We start from the raw sequence: 1,926 nt of genomic DNA, 5'->3' as shown, positions 1-1,926 counted from the left end.
TCCGCCAGGCGCGGGGCGGCCTCCTGCCGGCGCAGCTGCGCCCGCTCGGCGGGCGGCTTGCCGCGCGCGCGGGCTTCGATGGCATATAGCGCCTGGATCCGGGTCAGCGCCTCGGCGGCCAGAGGCGAGGCGCTCGCGCGGTGGATGTCGTAGAACTTCCTGCGCACGTGGGCCCAGCAGGCCGCCTCGACGATCGTCCCGCCCTCGAAGAGCGCGTCGAACCCTGCATAGGCATCCGCTTGCAGGACGCCCTTGAAGGGGGCGAGATGGGCTTGGGGGTGGCACCCCTTGCGGTTCTCCGAGTAGGCGAACCAGACCGCCGGCGGATCCAGGCTGGCGGCCGGTCGATCATCGCGCACATAGGCCCACAGCCGCCCGGTCTTCGTTTCGCCCCGACCCGGTGAGAGCACCGGCAAGGGCGTGTCGTCGGCATGGACCTTGCCAGCGGCCATCACGTGGCGCTTCACCGCCTCGACCAGGGGGCTGAGCAGGGTGTGGCATTGCCCGACCCAGTCGGCCAGGAGGGCGCGTTCCAGGCTCAGCCCGCTGCGGGCGAAGATGGTGCTTTGCCGATAGAGCGGCAGGTGATCACAGAACTTGCCCACCAGCACGTGGGCCAGGAGCGCCGGCCCGGCAAAGCCCCGCGCGATGGGGCGGCTGGGCGCCTCGGCCTGGGCGATGTGATCGCAGCGGGCGCAGGCAAGTTTGGGGCGCACATGGCGGATCACCTTGAAGCTGGCCGGGATGTACTCGAGCATCTCCGAGACCTCCTCACCCAGGGGCTTGAAGGCGCCGCCGCAGCAGGGGCAACGGGTGTCGGTCGGTAGATGCTCAATCGTCTCCCGAGGCAGATCGTCGGGAAAGGGTTTGCGTTGGCGCCGCGGCGAGCGACCCGCGGCCGGTGGGGCGTCGGCCGTCTTGGCTGGCGCCGGCAAGGGCTGCGGCGTCAGAAGCAAGGGCAGGTCGAGCTGCCCTTCGGCCCGCCAAGATTCGGCGCGCCGCCCGAAATGCATCTGACGGTACTTGGCCACCAGCAGCTTGAGACGCACCACCTCGGCCTCGAGCTCACCCACCTGATGGCGCAGGGCGGCCACCTCGTCAGAAGGGTCGATGGGGGGAGGTGTTACAGGCTGGGGCATGACGCGAGTCTACGCGAGACACCCGTCGGTGAACAGCCCCCAATCCCTATCCTGCCGTCTCCGGCTGCCAGGTGCGCACGGGGCGCCGCCAGTCGATGCCTTCGAGCAGCATCGCGAGCTGCGCGGCGGTGAGGACCACCGACCCCTCGCTGGCCTGGGGCCAGATGAAGCGGCCATTCTCCAGCCGCTTCGCGAGCAGGCACAGGCCGTCGCCGTCCCACCACAGCAGCTTCACCCGATCTCCCTTGCGTCCGCGAAAGACGAACAGCTGGCCCGAGAAGGGATCCTGCTCAAGTGGGCTCTGCACCCGCGCCGCCAGGCCATCGAAGTCGCGGCGCATGTCGGTGAAGCCACATGCCAGCCAGATGCGGGTGCCCGGGCCAGGGCGTATCATCGGGACAGACTCGCCAGCACCCGCTCGAGCACCCCCAGATCCACGGCCCCTCGCAACAGGAGACGGGCACGGGGGAGCTCGATCTCGATCTCGCCACGAGGCGTGGCGGCCCGCGTTGCCGGTGGGGGCGTGTCGGGCACCACCGGGAGCCAACTTACGTCCGCTGCCGCCTGGGTCGATGAGCGCGACTTCTCGATCCATTTGCGAACGAGGTTGGCATTGACGCCGTGAGCCAGGGCCACCGCGGCGACCGATGCGCCCGGCACCAGGCATTCGGCCACGATCGCCGCCTTCAGCTCGGGGCTGCGCCGAACATAGGCGCCACGCCGAGCCACTCCTGCTGCCTTCTCAATTTCCATGGTGTCCACCCTCAAAAATGGTGGACACCTTCGC

3 protein-coding genes are annotated in these 1,926 nt (G+C 69.4%); all 3 read right to left on the bottom strand.

Features of this window, described 5'->3' with window-relative positions; translation table 11 throughout:
- A partial coding sequence (locus Q1W26_RS19780) for an IS66 family transposase (RefSeq protein WP_366143712.1) occupies positions 1-1,139 on the bottom strand: 1,139 nt, incomplete at its 3' end.
- A gap of 46 nt (positions 1,140-1,185) precedes the next feature.
- The gene (gene tnpB, locus Q1W26_RS19775) at positions 1,186-1,533 is read right to left on the bottom strand and encodes an IS66 family insertion sequence element accessory protein TnpB (RefSeq protein ID WP_300443764.1); all 348 of its coding nucleotides are present in this window, start codon (positions 1,531-1,533) and stop codon (positions 1,186-1,188) included.
- Positions 1,530-1,892: a transposase gene (locus tag Q1W26_RS19770; protein WP_300443761.1), complete on the bottom strand. Its 363-nt coding sequence runs from the start codon at positions 1,890-1,892 to the stop codon at positions 1,530-1,532. Before Q1W26_RS19770 ends, tnpB begins: the two co-directional genes overlap by 4 nt.
- Between the last annotated feature and the right edge of the window lie 34 nt (positions 1,893-1,926).

Origin of the sequence: Zoogloea sp., from assembly GCF_030157465.1 — a bacterium.
In the GTDB taxonomy this organism is placed as follows: Bacteria; Pseudomonadota; Gammaproteobacteria; order Burkholderiales; family Rhodocyclaceae; genus Zoogloea.
Note: the sequence above shows the minus strand (reverse complement) of the source record. Positions and strands in the feature narration are given on the sequence as shown.

What these genes read in the sequence shown, in the direction of transcription:
- tnpB (WP_300443764.1), bottom strand. Translation starts at nt 1,533, where the DNA reads ATGATACGCCCTGGCCCGGGCACCCGCATCTGGCTGGCATGTGGCTTC.
- Q1W26_RS19770 (WP_300443761.1), bottom strand. Translation starts at nt 1,892, where the DNA reads ATGGAAATTGAGAAGGCAGCAGGAGTGGCTCGGCGTGGCGCCTATGTT.